Here is an 18,870-nt window from a genome sequence, read left to right on the forward strand (position 1 = left end):
TATCACTCCATTTTTTCAGCGAAAATAGATGGTGGCAGATGAATTCCTTCATATTCCATCCGTTCATAAAACTTCGGACGAATCCCTGTTGGTACCAGTTTGCCGATTATCTTACCATTCTCATCAAGACCTGACTGGCGGAATGTGAAAATATCCTGGAGTACAATAACGTCCCCCTCCATTCCCTGCACTTCGGTGATATTAGTAATCCGGCGCGTGCCGTCCTTCAGTCTGGACTGCTGAATAATAACATCAAGCGCACCAGCGATTTGTTCCCTGATTGCTCTGATCGGCAGTTCCATCCCGGCCATCAGTACCATTGTCTCGAGTCTGGAAACCATATCCCTTGGACTGTTGGAGTGACCGGTTGCCAGTGACCCGTCATGCCCGGTATTCATCGCCTGAAGCATATCGAGGGCTTCACCACTCCGCACCTCCCCAATGACAATTCGGTCAGGACGCATACGGAGCGAGTTTCGCACCAGGTCACGGATGGAAATCATACCTTTGCCTTCAATGTTTGGTGGACGCGTTTCAAGCGAGACAACGTGATCCTGTCCAAGCTGAAGCTCAGCCGCATCCTCAATGGTGACAATACGATCAGTATTCGAAATAAACGATGACAATACGTTGAGCGTAGTTGTTTTTCCGGATCCTGTTCCACCACTTACAAAAATATTCAATTTTGCCTGTACACACGCTTGAATAAATTCAGCCATCTCTTCGGTTAACGTACCAAAACGAATCAGGTCATGAATCGTAAATGGCTCTTTGGAAAACTTACGGATGGTGATGGTCGGCCCACCAAGTGCAAGAGGCGGTATAATCGCGTTAACCCGTGATCCATCCTTAAGTCGCGCATCAACCATCGGACTGCTTTCATCGATCCGCCGGCCAAGCGGGGCAACGATTTTTTCCAGGACTGCTGACACATGATCATTATCCCGGAACGTTATATCGGTAAGTTCCAAGCGGCCGTTGCGCTCGGCATACACCTGGTTCGGTCCGTTAACCATAACCTCCGAGACACTTTCATCATTCAATAGCGGCGTGATTGGACCATACCCGGTCAAGTCATTCTCTATCTCTTCTTTTAATTTATTCCGGTCCTCGGTACGACGGAGTTTAAAATTTTGTTCTGACACAATTTCTGTAATAATTTCATCGAGGTCTTCGATAATGGCTTCGACCTCGTCGTCTTTCCGTTCCCGGATGATATGCTTGAACACCAGACTTTTCAGCTCTTGGTATTCTTTGGATACCTCAGAATTCTTTTTCGTTTGTTTGACTTTAGCAGAAGGGTCAACTGCGTTTAGCTCAGTAGAAGGTTCTCGTAAAACCGCCGAAGATTTGTCCGGTGCTGTATTACCCTTCTCTTTCACCGCAGTGTTTACTGCTGTCGGTTTGCTTTCTTTTTGGGACTGCAGCTTTTCCAGTAGACTCATCGTTGTTTCCCTCGCGTTCTTTTACTTTTTTTGATACGGAACAACCCACGCACCTGTACTTTTTTCTCGGTACTGCGCTCTACCACAAACAGTTTCTTCGCCATACGTTCAATTGCTTTCGCATACTCTAATTTCGGATTACTAATAACTATCGGCATCCCTGTATCCAATGCCTGGGCCGTATTTTTCAGGTCATACGGCAGATGAAAAATTTCTGATACCTTTGTTAGTTCAGCAATATTACCTGCTTTAACCGCTGATGGTGCGGTCGACTGATTGACAACCAGCCGGACTTTATCTTTCATACCAAGCGCATCAAGAGTTTCAATCATAAGTCTTGCGTTTTTAAGTGAGATCATGCCAGGGGTGGTCACAACCAATATCCGGTCAGCCTTCTCAACAGCCTGGAGTGTATGATCAGTGAGACCTGCCTGGGTTTCGACAAAAAGAACCTCCGAAACAGTCTGCAATTCGTCCATAACACCATTAAGCAGATCATTGTTAACCATATCAGCCTGCTCGGGCCGCTTTGGGGCAGCAATCAAATCCAAGCCGGATGGATGACGATTAAGATAGCTTATACTGTTGGTGCTGTCACTTTGCTCCGCAATATCAGCGAGCGTCACCGGCGCATCGATATCAAGTGCCATCGCGAGATCGCCGAACTGCAAATCAGCATCGAGTATCGTCACTTTTGTCTGCCGGGCTGCCAGGAAAGCGGCAAGATTTACCGTAACCGAGGTCCTGCCCTGTCCTCCAGTGGCACTGCACACTGCAACTGTTTGTTTTTTCTTATCTGGAGAAATCACCACTGCAACCTCCTCCTTACTCGTTCTCATGTTTGACTATACGGCTGCTAACCCACCCATTCTTTTTATCAGCAGTTTTAACCTTGAACCATACCCGGTCGTCCTCATCGGTCGATTGATCATCCAAAAAAAGTAAAGCGGTCCCCTGATCAACTACCGTTACAACAGGCGCCGTCAGTTGGGGTGCTTTACGAATAATGGACCGTTCAGGAGTGGTCACAAACCTCGTATCCTTGTCACCGCCAACCTTGGCTTCCTTTTTGGCTGGTTCTTCATCGTCAGGTTTCGCTTCTTTTTCAGTCTCCTGTTTAACGGTGTCGACCTTGCTATACAGGGCAAGATGTATGCTTCCCCGCTCACTTGCATGTACCAGCTTGACCGATTGTTCCGGCGTCAATTCAAGTGTGACGGTCATATATGTCTTTTCCACATCCCCTTCACGCTTTTCAATTAATCGTTCCCCTACCGCAAGCACACGGATCTTTTCAAGAATTAAATCCGTTTCAATGAGTGGAATCGCTGGGTCGAGGACGACGCTTAGCATGACATCCACATAATCTTCCGGAACCGTCAGATTGGAAACAGACTGATCATATTCCACCTGCACGGAAACACCCCGTTTACCCTCAGCAATCTTCCGGGAAACAACGTCCGTTACATCTTCACTTGTACGGATTCGGTGACTCATGACCACTTCACCTGCTTTTATATCAGCAGCAGCAAATTTACCAATCGCTTCTTCCGTCTTCCGTAGGGCTGTGTCATGGACCTGATCTTTAGGCATTTCTTTTAAAACCAGGTTTTCTTCCGTAATTTGCTGGTCTTTCTTTATATCAATTCCGGCGGCTACAACGCCGACCATTTCTGTCTGTTCAGCTGTTCCGGAACTTGCAGGTACGCTCTTATTCATGTACATATAAAAAAGTCCTGTCGTTATGACTCCGGAAATCAGTGCGAGCAGTATTATCCGTCTTGGCTTCATCTGTTCACCTACTCTATCAATTTGACTGCATATGCCCCGCGATTAACCGGCGTCCCCTCACCTGTAAAACCTGTACCGGTTCGTTTGATGAAAATCCCGTTAATTGAATCATCCGTACTACTCATCGGATCGGTGACATAAAAATATGCAAATCCTGTTATCTTTACACTTTTCATCTGATTAGTTGTAACTTCATGCGGTTGGTACACCAAAATCAGCATTACCCGGGAGCAGTCCCGGTGTTTATATTCCCCTACCGGATACGGACAGTTGGCAATCCGGTAATCAATCGCATTCCGTGTTGGTCCAGCAATATTACCAGTTTGCGTATTAACAATATCGCCCACTTCAAGCTGCTCATCAAACCCATCACGCAGGCTGTCCTCGTACAATTTCGCACCTGGGCCATCAAGCGCCAAAACCCCAAAGTTTCCAGAAGCAGAATCACCTGCGTCCACTTTTAATGAATATGTCTGTCCATAAATCAACTCGACGGTTTCATCAATCCCCAAGGGTACAGCATCCTTAGCTATGCCCATTGGATTAATGGCCGCAACCGCGTTTACTTTAATAGGTACTGTTTCTATCCCAAACAACTTTGCAAAAAAAAGCGGGACATCCTTCGATAAAATAACTTCTATTTGACTTTCCGGCTCTATCAATACCTGATCAAGGCTTCCTGTTTCTCCATGTTCCAGCAGAATCCGATCAACGACCGTATGTACTTCCACTTCAGAATACGGAACTTCCTGCGCTCCTGAAAGTGCTGCTGCGTTTGCTGTTTTTTGCAGGTGGCTTTTCGTCATAAACAAGTGACCACCGTCAATAACCAGGCCAACAGCCAGAAGTAATCCCCCGAGTGCCACGGCGAAAAGAGCGAGCACATTGCCCTGTTCATTGTTGTTCAGTTGTTCGAACATAACTGTGCACCCCTTTCGTCACTCCACCCGAATTGTCGAGCTGGTCTTAACCGTATATGGAACCGCGGCACTGCCCAATATGTCAAGAATTTCTTCCGGGAAGGTGAGGGTGACCGTAACATACTCACCCGAGACGCGGTTTGGCTCTTCAGGTGAAATACTCACCTGAAGATCTCCAGGGTTTCCCAGATCAAAATTGTTATGTGCATACGTACGAATTGCTTCGTCTCCCTGCCCAAGTCCAGCAATCCGGACCGATTCCTGGGCAATCAATTCGAGCTGGAGGTGCGTATATAACACCCTTCCGAAGTCAAAAATCCCCACAAGAAGCATTAGAAGTAGTGGAACAATAAGAGCAAATTCGACCATTGCTTGTCCGTCTTCATTTTTTACCATAAAAAACGACCGCCCTGGATGACCATACATAGTACGACCCCACCGGCAATCGCCACTCCATATGGATACGTGGCCGTCATCGATCCTCTTGAAACACCGCCAGGAAGCACTATTCCATTTCGTAAACTTGCAAGATAGTAAACTACTGACTTAAACATTCCTCGACGGGCAAAAAGAACTACGACCGCAATTCCGGCCCCAAGAATCGCAATATAGAGAAACGATTGAAAAACAAACATGCTTCCTTTTACAGCACCAATCAGAGCAAGCAGTTTTACATCCCCTGCTCCCATCCCACCCATCAGGTATGGGATTAATAGAAGACCGAGTCCTGTCAAAAAACCAATGAAAGAATGGGATAGACCCTCCAGGCCGCCTGCTGCCAAGTGGTATACTAGTGTTACCAAAAGAGCAGGATAAATGACTTTATTGTAGATTTTTCTGCTTCTCAGATCTGTAATCACACATATTAATAGAATCAGTAACAGGAAAATATCCAGCATCATGACCATCCCTTCATTCGTTGTTTGATAGTTTACTAAACCTATATAACCCGCATTCGCTTCAGACGGACGCTTTCCGCGGGCAATGCTTCAGCCTCCTCGAACTCGTCTCCTCGTTCTGTGGGGTCTTCAGCTATTGCTTTTCCAACTGGAGTCGCCGCCTTTTGCTCATGCTGATCTCATTTTTAAAAATGAATAATATCTTATAAAAGGGCCCGTGGGGGCGGGCCCTTTAATTACTTATGGGGTTGTAGTACTGTCTGTAGCTGTTCCGCCAGGCAGTTGTGCTACCAAATCGTCAAATAGAGCTTTTATATCTGTACCCATTGTGGTCAAAGCTACAATAACTACTACTGCAACAAGTCCTAGAATAAGTCCGTATTCCACCATTCCTTGTCCTTCTTCTTCTACAAACAATCCTTTTAATTTTTCTAACAACATGTAAATCTCTCCCTTTATATAAAGTTAATTAGTTCCAGTCTTGATGACTTTCTCGTGTTCGCTTGAGACAAACGCGACAGCGTGTCCAATTTTCACAGCAGAAGCTTTGATTTTACCAGCAGGTAGTTCAATGACAGATTTGACTCCCGTTAGAAGTCTGCCAACTTTGCTTGGTGCGAAATTCTCTTCCATACCGACAATCTCGTTCTTTTGGTTAAGGTATAAGATATCAATCCGGCATTTCATAAAGAACGTGTGGATCGACGAGCATGGTGCGATATGCAAGGCAAAGTTCTCAGGTATTTCTTTTACGAGCATCAGCCCTTTGAACCGTCGCCAGAATGAATATGCGGTTTGCATTTCACTGGCTATTACCTGGCCGGTACTGCAGTTGACCAATTCGATCAGGTACACCTCCACTTCCACTATTAATCTTTTACACGGCTGTTGTTGCTCAACCTGTAACCCTATTATGCCGGATTTTGTCAGGTATTGGCATCCACCAGTATTCCCTTAATAAGTTAACGCCAAAGAAGGGGAATGCCTTCCTATTAAGGGGTGAAAAACCTCGATTCCTGTTACTTTAGACATAGGAATGGCATAATTCTTGGGTAATTAGATATGCTAAATCACCCTAAAATTCACCTTATTTCGTCCACTCCTGCCAAGTACCTATACTCAAATCGGCAAAAGTCAACGTACTTTCCCATATGCTGGTCTGAAATAAAGTGAAATCTCCTGATATGCGATCATTTTCGCCTGATAATGCTTCAAAATGGCCTGATAATAATACTAAATCTCAGATCTCGCCATAAAAAAGAACACAATAAAACCTCCCAGACGTGCGGGAGGCTTAGTTTGATTTCTGATATTTTAATTGATATACCTTGGATATTGCGTGCGCCCTATCCTGGACACCCAGTTTCTGAAAGATTCTCGTGACATGGTTCTTAACTGTGTGGCTGCTGATAAATAACTTCTCGCCTATTTCTCGGTTATTAAATCCGCGGATTACGAGATCGAGGACTTCCTGCTCGCGGGGTGAGATGTTAAGTTCTTTAATCGCGAATGTAATGAACTCATCTGTCGCCTCTTCTCCCCCATCCTCAACTGTGAAAAAGTCTTCTTCAATCATTTGACTTCTGTGAATATATGATATAAATTTGCTGACCATTTCATCCTGAACCCCATTAGTAAGGGATGTTACTGCATCAAGCAGGTTATTTTTCATATAAGAAATTATAATAGCTACTACTCGGCTTTCCACCTCTAAATCTTCCCAGTCACGGATTCCGTCAAGCAGTCCTTTCGTATTTTCCACAATATCGGCAATTCTGCTGCCAGGTAATATCTCTCTGATGAACTCGACATCATAATGATATAGTTTGCAACTGTTCATTATTGCCTGGCTGCTCCATAATGAAAGCTCCAGCTTCTCAGAAAACTTTTCTGCGAGGTCCGATGCTGTCTCCGCAGTATTATAAGCCTCATTGTCAAACTGCCGTATTGCTTGATATAACGTGTTCACTTGCGTTTCTTCGGTATCTTCTTCCTCACTCATGGCAAGTTTCAGTGTGACACCACCAATACTTGATAACGTCTGCAGAAACTTTCTGTCCTCGCTTAACTGGGGGCCATCCGGTGAATTGGTACCTACACAAAGAATGCCAAGCAGTACACTTTTATAATAAAGCGGGCATTCAATCACCGGGCTTCCCCATTTCGTGGCATCATCGGCGGTTTTCAAGGATACATCTTTACTTTCCATGGAAACTCCGCTGTAATATCGATCGATGACATCCTGCGCATACTCACCCATACTTTCATTTTGTGCCCCGCGGGATACCAGCTTCATTTTGCCGGTCTTCGGGTCTTTCAGAATCATACACGAGAACGGGCCTTCCATCAGACTGAGACTGATATCGACGAGTATATAAATGATCCGCTTGTATTCCGGTCTGGAAACCATCATTTTACAGATTTCCACCAGTGATGACAGCCGCTGAAACTGCTGTGTATTTTCGTCTCTCAGCGCGTCAGTCAACAGACTCTTCTCAAGGATAGTTGCCAATGTCCGGGCAAATTCCATCCTTCCATTTTCTTTCATCGCGGTTACGTTTCCACCGAAAAACAGTGCCAGTGACCCATCATGCCGGGTTATAGGGAAACAAAAAAGTGTCGCTGGTGAAAGTCCATTCCGGGTAAAAAAATAGGTGCGCGGGTCTTTGCTGATTGAATCCCAATACTCCTGTTCGCCTGTCACCAGCACACGTCCTAGGAAGCCCTCGCCAACCGAGAAACCAGCACCTTTAAGGCCCTGGGCGGCTTTCCCGGAAACATCGGTGACAATGTATGATTCATCATCCTGCTTTGCAGCATATCCCATGAAGTCAAACTCTTTTCCCTTTGCCAAGAATTCATTCAGTACGGGAGTTAGTTCCAGCTCCTCCTTTTGAAACGCTATGGAAAGCAGCTGATTGTATTCTCCAAACGAAGAAGAACCATCATTTTTTCCGCCTGGAGTACCAGCCAGCCGGATCAGCTTCGAGATCCGTTTCAGCCAGTCAGCTTTATTTTTCGCTGTAAGCATCGGTGTTTGTGCGAGGATATCCTCCCAATTATGGATATCGGGATATTTTTCCTTAAGCTGGTCAAGTACTAGATGATTTGTTTCCTGTTCCACCATTAGACCCGCCCAAATAAAATACATCTTTCCGTCCTCTGGAACGAATGGCGCAATAATGGTATGTATTCCGGGCCAAAGTTCATAAACCAGTGGACTCTTAATGTTTTTCGCTTCTCTTAGTGTTCTGGCGATCACCGCTGACAAGCCATTTGTTTTATCACATAAAAAAATATTACTTAGTGGATTTTCCCCTTTAACTGGTAGAACAGAATCCCCTTCTTTATCTGTTGTTATAACGGTAAGTTTGTATCGCTCTGCATAAAACTCAAGAACTTCTTCCAACAGCTCGAATTGTCTCATAGACTATCTGCTGGTTTTTTGGCATCAAACTCCGTTATAGTAAGGGGCTCTTTATACCGATATAAGGGGGCCGTTTCATCTCCAAGCATTTGCAGAATTCCTTGCTTAACCAATGTTTCCAGAACAGGAAGCAACTTATCCTTTTCCTTGCCAAGCAACTGCTGCAGGCCATCAATTGACTCTACCATATGGGGGTTTGCCTGGAAAAGCAGTGCACACTCTGCCCTCAATGGCAGCAGTTCATCTCTTACCATATCATTTTCCTCCTGAATACTGAAAGTTACCTTCATGTTTACAGGTTCCCCTTCCACTATTGCTGCTTTCTCCAAAAAATATCCAGCCAGAATCCCCCCAGATTCAGATTGTCCAGATACAGTGTGTTTTTGCATAATCTCACCTATCCTTCTTTTACAGGAACATTCACAGATAACAGCATAAGTATCAGGTAAACTTATTATCTATCTTATACCATAATTCTCGTGATACATATCCCCTAGTGTTCCCATTCTCTATTTTCTCTCTTTCCTACTAATATCGGGTATTAGCAGCTGGTAGTAAATAATCAAAAAGACTCATAATTATACATTCCATCAAATTAAGAGAAAAAATCAGGGGACTATTGGTCTATCTCGGGGAGCGGGAATTGCCTGGTCCAGGCACGTTTGCCGAACTGACATCCATATAAAAAACCTCGCCTACTGGCCTAAACAGCCCGTAAACGAGGTTTTAATTTATTTGGAAATGCCGTTATTTAGCAAAGAATTCTTCTGCTTCTTCCAGGTATTTTTCCTGGTCCGGCGCTAAGTCATATTCTTCGACAATTGCATCAACCGGGCATACTGCTTTACATGCACCACAATCAATACAAATATCGGGATCTATGTAAAACTGCTCCGGCCCTTCTTCGATACAATCCACCGGGCAAACAGTTAAGCATTCTCCAGCTTTCTCCTGACGGCATGGGTCCAATATTACAAAAGCCATCTATCGCACCCTCCTTTTCTCCTGCTACTTAAATGATACATGAAATAACCGCTCCAAGTAAACAACCTGACTCACGGTTTATGAAAATATAGGTGGTAATGAAGTGCACACCCTGGGTTGAACGATGCATTACATGAAGGACACCTGGAGTTACTAGTTAGGTATTCATTTATCGTAAGTTCAATTTTGCAGCTTCCGCACAAGATCGCCTGCTCATCAAACTTTTTACATGGCCATAATTCACGGTGACCACAGCCATATTCCTCATGACAATGGATACACGGGAAATACTCCTGACAGCAATAAAACTTAATAGCAATCCGGTCATTTTCACCATGGTAATGGCTGCAGCGTGTTTCACTATCGATTGCTCCCCTGATTTTCATCTAAAAAACCCCCATATCAACCTGGTAAAAGTATATCACAAATGTTTGATTCGAATTCGGTATGGGAATCGAATCTGTAAAACAGCAGTAAAGGAGTTTTCATCTATGAAAGAATACAGTGTAGCACCAAATCGTGATGCAACAGCATGGATTGTGAAGCTGGAAGATGTTGCACCGGAAAAAGAATACGGAGCAAAAGACGATGCAATTGCCGAAGCTGAAAAACTCGCTAAAGAAAATACACCAAGTCGTCTTTCCATTCTCGATAAGGAACATAATGTGGTGGAAGAAAAACGGTTTTAGAACACAAACTCGTAGAAAAACTTGACATTCGGTTTGTCTATAACAAGTGTCGAAGTTTTTCTTATACAATTTTCAGTAGAAACTTATAAATTCTGATAGTACAAGGGCTAAACCCCGCCCCTATGAAAAAAAAGAGTGAAAGACCTCGTGGAAGGCTTTCACTCTTTACTCTTTCCTATTATTCTTTTGGTCTTTCTCTCAATTCTTCACCATTCTTACCCTCATAACGAAGTCCCCAGCCGGTTAAGGCGGCAATCAGCATGACAATTACCAGGAACCAGCCCTGGAACACAAATGGGAATACAGCAGTTGGTTCAACCACCGGAAGCCATTCGTATTGATTTGTCATCGTCTGAATTGTTGACCAGCCAAGCAGGACTGGTGCTCCCCACGGGAAAATATAGCCGAGTGCCGAAGTTACCGCATCAAGCATATTGGCTCGGCGGTAGCGGTGAATCTTATACTTTGACCCAAGCTCTCTGACAAACGGTGCTGCAGCAATTTCAGCAGCAGTATTGATGGTGATCGCACTGTTAAGAAGTGCCACGATACTCCAGATTGCAAATTCGGCTTTGCGGATTGAATTTTTAATCCATTTAATCAGACCTTTTGTTATTGCTTCCATTGTGCCACCAAGACGCATCAAGTGCGCGGCACCAACGATAAGCAGAATAAGGATTGCCATGTTGAAGTATCCTGTCAGCCCGCTAACCAGCGCACCTTCCACAATCGTGCCGGATTCAGGATCAAAACGGATAATATCACCAAATGTGCCAAGGTTAAGCAGTACAATCAGTGGAATAGCGCCAATGATTCCCCATGTTAATGAAGTTAGTAAATGTTGGCCGGATAAAGCTAATACGAGAACAAGTACAAATGGTACCAGCATAATCAGACCAGCAGGATTTGTTGACTCTATCATAGAATCCAAAGCCGCCTGGTTTTCTAGCGCCTTTCCACCACCACCAAAAATAGCAAAGAGTATTGTTGCAGGTATTGCAGCTGCAATCGCATACTTGAAACGTGACCGAACGACGCCTGGTACATCAGCATCCTGTGTGGTTGCCGAAACGATTGTCGTGTCCGAGACAGGTGCAAGGTTATCACCGAAAACCGCACCAGCAAGGATAGCTGCAAACATGAAGACCGGATCAGCCCCAACAGCCACACCAGCCGGATACATCAGTGTACAGAAAGCCACGGTAGTCCCATATCCTGTTCCAACTGCGGTTGAAAATGTAGCTGCCAGTAAAAATGTTAAGGCTACAAATAATCCACCTGTAAGCCCGGTCACTGCCCCGACCCAGACCAATCCTTCAACAAGTCCGCCGACCTGAAGAACCTGCGCAAACATTCCTGCATAAAACCATGCGACCATCGCTACTACACCAATAGGTTGTGCGAGACCATCAAACAATCCCTGGGCATAATCCTCCCATTTGCTTTTACAGAACAGGAGACCAAGCGTAAGCCCAATAACTGCCCCCATAACGAGTCCCACTTCGGATGATAGCTTCAGGACACTGATTGAAATTGCCCAGACCACGAAAAATAAAAGTGGTACAGCAGCACCGAATGCGCCCATCCGAAATGTAAGTGATTGAATCTTCTTCTCCCCAGTCGCTTCTTTCAGCTGTTCTTCTTTTGACATCTTCCTACCCCCTGTTTGTTATGTAAAAAAATTTAAAATATATTGGACAGTGTATCATAAGTTTCGCAATTTAGAAATATAGTTGGCTGTCCAAAAGTCTCTTCATATAACTTATGATGAAATTTTACAAAAAAGAAGCCCTACTGTTTTGTCAGCGGGCTTCTGGAAGTAACTATTTTTTCAATTTAGCGAGCTGTTCAGCCAATGCATTGTTTGTAAACCCGTCATCATCCTGTTTCTTCAGATACTTGTTTACATCTTTCTTGGAGACTTTATGTTTCTTTTCCTGTTCTTTTCGTTTATTGAATGTGGAAAGCTTTTCCCGGTGTCCACACTTACAAGTGAATGTCTTACCTTCTCCTTCACCACGCAACTCCATCCGTTTGTGGCAATTCGGGCAGCGTGCATTCGTCTGCTTGGCGATATTCTTTTTGTTGCCGCAGGAACGATCCTGGCAGACAAGCATACGCCCATTTTTATTATTAATTTCAAGCATCAGCTTGCCACATTCCGGACACTTGGTTCCAGTCATATTATCGTGCTTGAACGTTTCATCGCTGGCTTTAATTTGTTGGACCACTTCACGCGCATAATCCTTCATCTCTTTAATGAAGCGATCTTTGGCAAGTTTACCTTCCGCAATTTGTCCCAGCTTATTTTCCCACTCTGCAGTCAATGCCGGCGAGCGTAAATCTTCGGGAACAAGCTCAAGTAACTGTTTTCCCTTGCCTGTCAAAAAGATATGTTTTCCGCGCATTTCCATATACTGTCCGTTAAAGAGCTTCTCAATAATATCTGCACGGGTGGCAACCGTCCCGAGCCCACCGGTTTGACTGATGGTTTTCGCCAGATGTTTTTCATTTGAATCCATATAGCGGACAGGATTTTCCATCGCCTGAAGCAATGCCCCTTCGGTAAAGCGTTCTGGCGGTTTTGTTTCACCATTTGTCTGCGTTATTTTAACCTGTGTGAACGTATCACCTTGAGATACTGCAGGCAATTGCTGCTCAGAACTATTTTCTTGATAAATCTCTTTCCAGCCCTGCTTCTTGACGATATTACCTCTGGCAGTGAACCTCTCATTATCGATTTGAGCCTCAATTGTTGTCTGTTCATATTCATACGGATTAGCGAGCACCGCGAGGAACCGCTTGACAACCAGGTCATAAATTTTACGTTCCTTGTCATTCAGTTCTTCCAGAATAACCGGCTGTTCGGTTGGGATAATCGCATGGTGGTCCGATACCTTTGAATTGTCGACTACCGATTTAGGTAGCTTCCAGTCATTCCTGCGCATAACTTTATTGGCAAACTTCGCATATTCATCAACACCACAAGCCTTAACACGGTCTTTCAATGTCGGCACAATATCCGTCGAAATCACCCGGGAATCAGTCCGTGGGTATGTGAGTACTTTGTGCTGTTCATATAGTTTTTGCATCAGGGATAACGTCTGCTTTCCGGAGTAGCCGAAAATGCGGTTGGCATCCCGCTGCAGTTCGGTTAAATCATATAGTTGCGGCGCATATTTTTTTTTATACGACTTATCAACTGATGTGATTTTAGCCGGCTTGCTTTTCAACTGATTATATAATTTGTCAGCTTTTTCTTTAGCAAAAATTCGGCTGTTGTTTTTCGCGTCCTGCCATGTCAGCGTAATGCCGTTCATTGTTTTGGCCTCAAAACCATAGAATTTTTTCGGCTTAAAATTACGGATTTCTTCTTCCCTTGCAGCAATCATAGCAAGTGTCGGCGTCTGAACACGGCCACTTGAAAGCTGTGCATTGAACTTGGTAGTAAGCGCCCGGGTTGCGTTCAGTCCGACATACCAGTCTGCTTCCGAACGAGCAACCGCTGCATCATACAGATTTTCATAATTTTTGCCGGGTTTCAGATTATTGAACCCATCGCGAATTGCCTTATCAGTTACTGATGAAATCCAAAGTCGTTTCACCGGTTTTTTCACCCGTGCTTTTTCAATAATCCATCGGGCAACAAGTTCACCCTCACGTCCCGCATCGGTCGCGATTACGATATCTTTTACATCGTTACGGTTCATTTGCGTTTTTACGGTGCTGAACTGCTTGCCTGATTTTTTGATCACTACAAGTTTCAGATGTTTCGGCAACATCGGTAAATCATCCAGCCGCCACGTTTTCAGTTTTTCATCGTACACTTCTGGGTCTGCCAGGGTAACCAAATGCCCAAGCGCCCACGTCACAATATATTTGGAACCTTCCATGAAGCCGTTGCCCTTTTTGGTACAATTCAGTACCCGGGCAATGTCCCTTCCGACAGAAGGCTTTTCAGCTAATACCAGTGTTTTACTCATTAAAAAAATCCCTTCTCGATAAACATTTTCCTATAAGCTACTTTATCACAAATAACGCCAAGTTGCTGACAGTCATGATTATGGGGTGAGAAAACAGTTCAAAGAGCGGTTGAACAGAATGAAGTTATTAAGCTGAGCGGAACACAGATGCGTTATATGCTTAAAAAGCGATACTTTCGAGGTGTTTTTGGAACAGAGATACGTTATTTGCTAAAATCATTGTTAGAATAGGCTTAATCCACAAGAATAGCGGAACAGAATTCCGATACCCCCCCGAATGAAGCGTTATTTTGCTAAATAGTGGAACTCAAATCCCCTCAGATGCTCTATTTTTCACCTATATGTCTGACTATTTAACATCAACAAAAATAGCATACCAATCATTATGTGACTTGGCATGCTATTTCGCTTTTCCTTTACAACGCCTTTACCGCTCCACCCTCGACAATAAGCGATTGCCCGGTAATATATGTATTCGCACCAGATGCCAGAAAGACAATTGCCCGTGCGAATTCCACCGGTTCACCATAACGTTTCATAGGAATCTGCTTAATCGCCTCTTGCTTCACTTCATCAGCAGACTTTCCGGATTTCTCTGCGCGTTTTTCGTTAAGTTCCTGAATCCGGTCAGTCTCAATGGTACCCGGCCCAACGGTATTTACCAGAATATTATTCGGGGCTAGTTCCCTTGCAAGACTTTTGGCAAGACCGACGATTCCTGGCCGCATCGTATTGGATAAAATAAGATTATCGATGCTCTGCTTGATTGACGACGAGGCAAGATTGACGATATGCCCTCCACCCTGTTTTTTCATATGTGGAATGACCTCACGTGTTGTCCGGACGAAACTGAGCAAGTTGAGCTCAAATGCATGGTACCATTCTTCATCTGTCATGTCAGAAAAGGTTCCCGCCGGCGGACCCCCTGCATTATTGACCAGCACGTCAATCGGTCCGTTAACAGAAACTGCATACTCCACCATTGCTTTGATGTCTTCAGGCTTTTTCATATCACAAACCGTATAATGGACTTGTTCGTTTCCTGTTTCCTTAATGATTTCATCGGCAGATTTCTTAAGCGCAGACGCATCCCTGCTGCTGATCAGCACGTGTGCACCTTCTTTCGCGAACTCCAGTGCTGTCGCCTTACCTAGACCTTTACTTGCAGCTGTTACAATAACGGACTTCGCCTTCAATTTAAGATCCATCCCATCATCTCCTTTATCTCATTATAGCGTGACAGGTTGGTGAATTTGTATTAAAAGACTTGGGGAATGATTCCGGCCATGATTTATTCATACCGTGCAATAATATTATTCTCATTATAGGTTCCACCCTCATGAAACTCATATATCTCCATCGACAGAGCCAGATAGCGGTTCTCCATCAGGTGGGTGAAATGATCTTTTACCGTGTCAAACAGCGGGTCAAACAAATCTTTCTTCACCTGTGGTGGCCGGCCCGGACCTACTTTTACCGTAACATGGACAAATGAATTTTCTGCTTCGCCATTACCAATATAATAATCATTAATCGCTATGGCGCTGGACCGGATACTTCCTAATGAGAACACATCACCCTCACCGTAAAGACGTTCGTTAATTTTTTTCAATAGGGATGGAATGTCGGCACCCGCTTTCAGGTTATCGGTGTATTCTACCGTTATAAACGGCATGTATGACTACCTCCTTTTCAGAAAACAGCATTTCATATCAATACCCTTTTCCTGCAAAAGCGAAAACACGATATAAAAATGCCGGATGGACTAACCACACCGGCATTTTTGCTTATATCATAGATAGTATCCAGCCAATCACTACAATTGCTCCGATAATCATCAAAATTGTTCTTAACAATGGTCCATCCTCCTGTCTCTTACTTATCCTTTTCTAAAAACAGCCTCACCTATCATTACCCTTTTCCCGCACAAACGAAAACACGACATGAAAAATGCCGGATGGAATAACCACACCGGCATTTTTGTTTAAAACATAGATAGTATCCAGCCAATCACCACTATCGCTCCGATAATCATCAGGATTGTCCTTAACAATGGTCCACCCTCCTGCCTTTTACTTCTTTCTCCTAGGGTATGCAACAGAAAGGATTTCAAAACCTTACGAGATAATATTCAGGAGTACGGTAACGCTTATGATACTGAACAGCGTAGTTACCAGCGTAATACTTGATACAAGGTCAGGCTCCGTATCAAACTCGATAGCGTACATGGTGGTTGTTGCAGCACTCGGCATGGCAGCCACGACTAGAATGACAGCACTAATGATTGGATCCACATTCAGTATCCAGATAAATAAAAAGGCGAGTAGCGGCGAGACAATCATTCTGACCCCAAGGGCTGATGAAATTACCTGCCAGTTGAAATTCAGTGATGTAATGGAAGCCAGCTGCATTCCAAGCATAACCATCATCATTGGAATGGCTGCCCCTCCGACCATTGTCAGGGTTGAATAGATTGACTCGGGGATCTCCCAAGGGATTGCCTGAAAAACAAACGCTAACACCGCTGCATACGTTGCCGGCATTTTAAAAATGGTTACAAAAGCTTTCATAAAGCCACTAGTACTTCTAGAAGCATAATAGACACCGAAAACATTCATCACCAGCGATTGAAGAACCATAAAAAATATCGCGTACGGCATTGCTGCATTCCCGATACTATACAGCATTACGGGAACACCGTAATTGCCGCCATTCATAAACGCGGTCGTCAATATTGAGGCACTCTCGACCGACCGATTCCATTTGAATATCCTTGCCAGCGCTTTATTAATTACAATCATCATAAATAACAAAAAGAATGCAAACACAATTATGATCGTGAATCCCTGATTGAACGTGGACTCATAAAGAGTGGTAAATACTAATGCAGGCAGGAAAATATAAATTGACGCGGTTGCGATTGACTTCACATCAAGCACGCGAATACGCTGCAGAATATATCCCGCGCCAAACACTGCTATAATGGGTAAAATAACCTGAAAAAACAATACCATATCGACATCTCCAATTATAAAATCAACTAATAGTCTACCATAATCCGAAACAGCAGCTCGAATCTGATGCCTGTTATTTATCGTTTGTCGGAAGTTCAATTTGACATCTAGGCGAATGTATGAGAATATAAATAAGTTCAATAATGAAGTAGCAAATAAGTATTGAAATTTCTGGCATTCTGCTAGTTAGTTTTTGTAGAAGCTTATTTACACTGGCGCGACTAAGGGGTCGCAAGGACGTTAGAGCAGGTAGGGCTGACGTTACTTAAGTGAGAGAACACCAGTGGAACACTGACCGCGGCAATAGAGGAATCTATCTGAATGATTCCCACCCGATTGAGATTACTCTCGGGTTAATATTAAAATGGAAACTTATGTGTTACTTTATAAAACAAAGGGGTACTCTTATAGTAAGGGTGCCCCTTTTCCAATACATAAAAAAGATTATTGTAGAAAGAAGGATAGCCATGAACGCAGGAACGATTCAAAAACTGAGCGTAATACGGAAAATCGACACAGGATACGTGCTGGAAGGCGACGTCCTGCTGCACCATAATGAAACGGACACAGAACTGGAAGTTGAACAAGAAGTGGAGGTTTTTCTTTATACCGATAAAAAAGGACAGACAGTTGCTACAACCGCAATCCCTTCCGTTAAAATGGATGAATACGACTGGGCCGAAGTGGTAGAAGTTGTCCCAAGCCTCGGCGTGTTTGTTGATATAGGGATTTCAAAAGGGATTCTTGTATCGTCAGATGATCTGCCACTTTACCAGAATGTCTGGCCGGAAATTGGTGACATGCTCTTTGTGACATTGGGCAAAGACCGGAAAGGACGCCTGCTTGCCATCCCTGCTACAGAAGGAGTGGTACGCAGAGAATGGGAGCACGCCTCTGAGGATATGCTAAACAAACCAATCAGTGGCCGTGTCTACCACACCAGCAAAGAAGGAACAGCCATTATTTCCGAGGAAGGATACCGCGGCTTTATCCATCGTTCCGAGCGAATGGAAGAACCACGGCTTGGCCAATGGATTGAAAATGGTCGAATTATCGATGTGAAAGACGATGGAACAGTCAATGTGTCACTGCGTCCGCTAAAACAGCACAGTATGGGAGAAGATGCTGAATCTGTTCTTCTCCATTTGGAGCAGAATGAAGGTATGATTCCGTTCAGCGACAAAAGTGACCCCGAGGATATCCGCGGGACTTTTAACATCAGTAAAGCAGCCTTTAAACGTGCACTTGGCAAACTGATGAAAGAAGGAAAAGTTGAACAGCGGGACGGGAAAACATATCTCAAATAGGGGTTCTTCCCTTCTGATAAAGAAGCAGCCATTCGGTTGCTTTTTTTATTATTTTCTTATGAACAGAGGAATCCTTTAAGTTTTTAGAGAATAATACAAAGTAGGTAAATCTATCGAAGGAGTGCGTTTGTTAATGGGATTAGTTTATATTTTATTTATTGTTTTAATAGTTGGACTTGTATGTTTCCGTATCTTCAAGAAAAAATCCATATCTTCTAATAGTTATACACCCTATGATGACATAACAATGGGTGTTAAAGATGGTGTTAACCGGGGAACCCCCATCCACGATACAAAGCATACTATCAAATATGAAGAAAGAGTAGAAGACGATCAATCTTTCTAAATTGCTTTTATTCCTGAAAACTAACCGAAAAAAGTCGGCTATAGGAGTTATCTATCCATAGCCGA

20 protein-coding genes are annotated in these 18,870 nt (G+C 43.9%); 3 read left to right on the plus strand and 17 right to left on the minus strand.

All coding sequences use genetic code 11. The features are described from left to right. Positions 1-2: 2 nt before the first annotated feature. From ACFO3D_RS05220 to ACFO3D_RS05275, 12 genes are all read right to left on the minus strand, one after another. Positions 3-1,445, minus strand: coding sequence for a CpaF family protein (locus ACFO3D_RS05220; RefSeq protein WP_390293582.1), 1,443 nt, complete (start codon positions 1,443-1,445; stop codon positions 3-5). Next, entirely contained in the window at positions 1,442-2,254 is an 813-nt protein-coding gene (locus ACFO3D_RS05225; RefSeq protein ID WP_390293583.1) for a CpaE/TadZ family protein, read from the minus strand. Before ACFO3D_RS05225 ends, ACFO3D_RS05220 begins: the two co-directional genes overlap by 4 nt. A 16-nt stretch (positions 2,255-2,270) precedes the next feature. After that, the gene (gene cpaB / locus ACFO3D_RS05230) at positions 2,271-3,236 is read right to left on the minus strand and encodes a Flp pilus assembly protein CpaB (RefSeq protein WP_390293584.1); all 966 of its coding nucleotides are present in this window, start codon (positions 3,234-3,236) and stop codon (positions 2,271-2,273) included. 8 nt (positions 3,237-3,244) lie between these two features. After that, entirely contained in the window at positions 3,245-4,156 is a 912-nt protein-coding gene (locus ACFO3D_RS05235; protein ID WP_390293585.1) for a pilus assembly protein TadG-related protein, read from the minus strand. Between the two features lie 18 nt (positions 4,157-4,174). Continuing rightward, the gene (locus tag ACFO3D_RS05240; protein WP_390293586.1) at positions 4,175-4,552 is read right to left on the minus strand and encodes a TadE/TadG family type IV pilus assembly protein; all 378 of its coding nucleotides are present in this window, start codon (positions 4,550-4,552) and stop codon (positions 4,175-4,177) included. Continuing rightward, complete coding sequence (locus ACFO3D_RS05245) at positions 4,546-5,058, minus strand: A24 family peptidase (protein ID WP_390293587.1); 513 nt, start codon at positions 5,056-5,058, stop codon at positions 4,546-4,548. The genes ACFO3D_RS05240 and ACFO3D_RS05245 overlap by 7 nt, the downstream gene beginning before the upstream one ends. Positions 5,059-5,295: 237 nt before the next feature. Next, positions 5,296-5,496 carry a Flp family type IVb pilin gene (locus ACFO3D_RS05250; RefSeq protein WP_390293588.1) on the minus strand — a complete coding sequence of 67 codons (201 nt, stop codon included), beginning with the start codon at positions 5,494-5,496 and terminating at the stop codon, positions 5,296-5,298. A 24-nt stretch (positions 5,497-5,520) separates the two neighbouring features. Then, the gene (locus ACFO3D_RS05255; RefSeq protein WP_390293589.1) at positions 5,521-5,922 is read right to left on the minus strand and encodes a DUF192 domain-containing protein; all 402 of its coding nucleotides are present in this window, start codon (positions 5,920-5,922) and stop codon (positions 5,521-5,523) included. Between the two features lie 427 nt (positions 5,923-6,349). Beyond that, the gene (locus tag ACFO3D_RS05260; RefSeq protein WP_390293590.1) at positions 6,350-8,482 is read right to left on the minus strand and encodes a LuxR C-terminal-related transcriptional regulator; all 2,133 of its coding nucleotides are present in this window, start codon (positions 8,480-8,482) and stop codon (positions 6,350-6,352) included. Then, positions 8,479-8,871, minus strand: coding sequence for a hypothetical protein (locus tag ACFO3D_RS05265; protein ID WP_390293591.1), 393 nt, complete (start codon positions 8,869-8,871; stop codon positions 8,479-8,481). The genes ACFO3D_RS05260 and ACFO3D_RS05265 overlap by 4 nt, the downstream gene beginning before the upstream one ends. A 358-nt stretch (positions 8,872-9,229) precedes the next feature. Next, positions 9,230-9,466 carry an indolepyruvate ferredoxin oxidoreductase subunit alpha gene (locus ACFO3D_RS05270; protein WP_390293592.1) on the minus strand — a complete coding sequence of 79 codons (237 nt, stop codon included), beginning with the start codon at positions 9,464-9,466 and terminating at the stop codon, positions 9,230-9,232. Between the two features lie 71 nt (positions 9,467-9,537). Next, positions 9,538-9,852 carry a CHY zinc finger protein gene (locus tag ACFO3D_RS05275; protein ID WP_390293594.1) on the minus strand — a complete coding sequence of 105 codons (315 nt, stop codon included), beginning with the start codon at positions 9,850-9,852 and terminating at the stop codon, positions 9,538-9,540. 105 nt (positions 9,853-9,957) lie between these two features. Here ACFO3D_RS05275 and ACFO3D_RS05280 point away from each other — a divergent pair, with 105 nt between their 5' ends. Next, entirely contained in the window at positions 9,958-10,155 is a 198-nt protein-coding gene (locus ACFO3D_RS05280) for a DUF2188 domain-containing protein (RefSeq protein ID WP_390293596.1), read from the plus strand. A gap of 178 nt (positions 10,156-10,333) precedes the next feature. Here the strand turns inward: ACFO3D_RS05280 and ACFO3D_RS05285 are convergent, their stop codons facing one another. The 5 genes from ACFO3D_RS05285 to ACFO3D_RS05305 all read right to left on the minus strand — a co-directional run bounded on the left by ACFO3D_RS05285 (position 10,334) and on the right by ACFO3D_RS05305 (position 17,152). Continuing rightward, positions 10,334-11,806 (minus strand): Na+/H+ antiporter NhaC family protein, encoded by a 1,473-nt coding sequence (locus tag ACFO3D_RS05285; RefSeq protein ID WP_390293598.1) that lies wholly within the window; start codon positions 11,804-11,806, stop codon positions 10,334-10,336. A 172-nt stretch (positions 11,807-11,978) separates the two neighbouring features. Further along, positions 11,979-14,138, minus strand: a complete 2,160-nt coding sequence (locus ACFO3D_RS05290; protein WP_390293599.1) for a DNA topoisomerase III — start codon at positions 14,136-14,138, stop codon at positions 11,979-11,981. A 416-nt stretch (positions 14,139-14,554) separates the two neighbouring features. Beyond that, entirely contained in the window at positions 14,555-15,346 is a 792-nt protein-coding gene (locus ACFO3D_RS05295) for an SDR family oxidoreductase (protein WP_390293601.1), read from the minus strand. An 83-nt stretch (positions 15,347-15,429) separates the two neighbouring features. Next, complete coding sequence (locus ACFO3D_RS05300; RefSeq protein ID WP_390293603.1) at positions 15,430-15,813, minus strand: 5-carboxymethyl-2-hydroxymuconate Delta-isomerase; 384 nt, start codon at positions 15,811-15,813, stop codon at positions 15,430-15,432. Between the two features lie 442 nt (positions 15,814-16,255). After that, positions 16,256-17,152 carry an AEC family transporter gene (locus ACFO3D_RS05305; RefSeq protein WP_390293604.1) on the minus strand — a complete coding sequence of 299 codons (897 nt, stop codon included), beginning with the start codon at positions 17,150-17,152 and terminating at the stop codon, positions 16,256-16,258. 467 nt (positions 17,153-17,619) lie between these two features. Here ACFO3D_RS05305 and ACFO3D_RS05310 point away from each other — a divergent pair, with 467 nt between their 5' ends. Together ACFO3D_RS05310 and ACFO3D_RS05315 are read left to right on the plus strand one after the other, a co-directional pair. Further along, entirely contained in the window at positions 17,620-18,459 is an 840-nt protein-coding gene (locus ACFO3D_RS05310) for a CvfB family protein (protein WP_390293605.1), read from the plus strand. Between the two features lie 133 nt (positions 18,460-18,592). Then, complete coding sequence (locus tag ACFO3D_RS05315; protein ID WP_390293606.1) at positions 18,593-18,805, plus strand: DUF3951 domain-containing protein; 213 nt, start codon at positions 18,593-18,595, stop codon at positions 18,803-18,805. Positions 18,806-18,870: the final 65 nt, after the last annotated feature.

Origin of the sequence: Virgibacillus kekensis, from assembly GCF_042654125.1 — a bacterium.
Taxonomy (GTDB): domain Bacteria; phylum Bacillota; class Bacilli; order Bacillales; family Amphibacillaceae; genus Lentibacillus; species Lentibacillus kekensis.